Source organism: Devosia ureilytica (assembly GCF_024273195.1).
Lineage (GTDB): Bacteria > Pseudomonadota > Alphaproteobacteria > Rhizobiales > Devosiaceae > Devosia > Devosia ureilytica.
Genome location: NZ_JAMZCU010000021.1, coordinates 1 through 703, shown reverse-complemented (window position 1 = coordinate 703; position 703 = coordinate 1). Strand labels below are relative to the sequence as shown.

Here is a 703-nt window from a genome sequence, read left to right as displayed (position 1 = left end):
AAAAAAGCCGCGGCCTACTTCGCCAGGGACTCGATATGAGGTTCTCTTTTGTTGCGAAGCACCGAGGGATCTGGCCGGTCTCGTGGATCTGCGAGGCGCTCGGTGTGTCTCGCTCGGGCTTTCATGCCTGGCTCAACCGCTCGCCGAGTAGACGGGCTCAGTATGACGAGGTGCTGGTCGCAGGCATCCGTTCAAGCTTTGCCGGAAGCGATCGCACCTATGGCGCCCGTCGGGTCTGGCACGACGTGCTGGCCGAAGGGCTCGACGCCGGTCTGCATCGCATCGAGCGGCTGATGCGCCAGGAAGGTCTGCGGGCACGTCCCCGCCGGCGTGGACTGCCCAAGGATGGCGGGCAGCGCCATGCGGTCTCGCCCAACATCCTGGACCGGGCGTTCGTGGCATCCGCTCCGAACCAGAAGTGGATCGCCGACTTCACCTACATCTGGACGGCCCAGGGCTGGCTCTATGTGGCGGCGGTGGTCGACCTCTACTCCCGCCGGGTGGTGGGCTGGTCGATGAGCGCGTCGATGGCCGCTCAACTGGTGACCGATGCGCTGATCATGGCCATCTGGCGTCGCGGCAAGCCCGACAGCCTGTTGCACCACTCCGACCAGGGCAGCCAATATACCAGCGAGCAGTTCCAGCGGCTGATGGCCGATCACGGCATCACCTGCTCGATGAGCCGGTCCGGCAATGTCTGGGA

Annotated in this window: 1 protein-coding gene; it reads left to right on the top strand. The window is 65.0% G+C overall.

Going from position 1 to position 703, the window contains the following annotated elements; all coding sequences use genetic code 11:
• On the top strand, positions 1–703 hold a 703-nt coding region (locus NIM87_RS18495; RefSeq protein ID WP_254676228.1), incomplete at both ends, for an IS3 family transposase.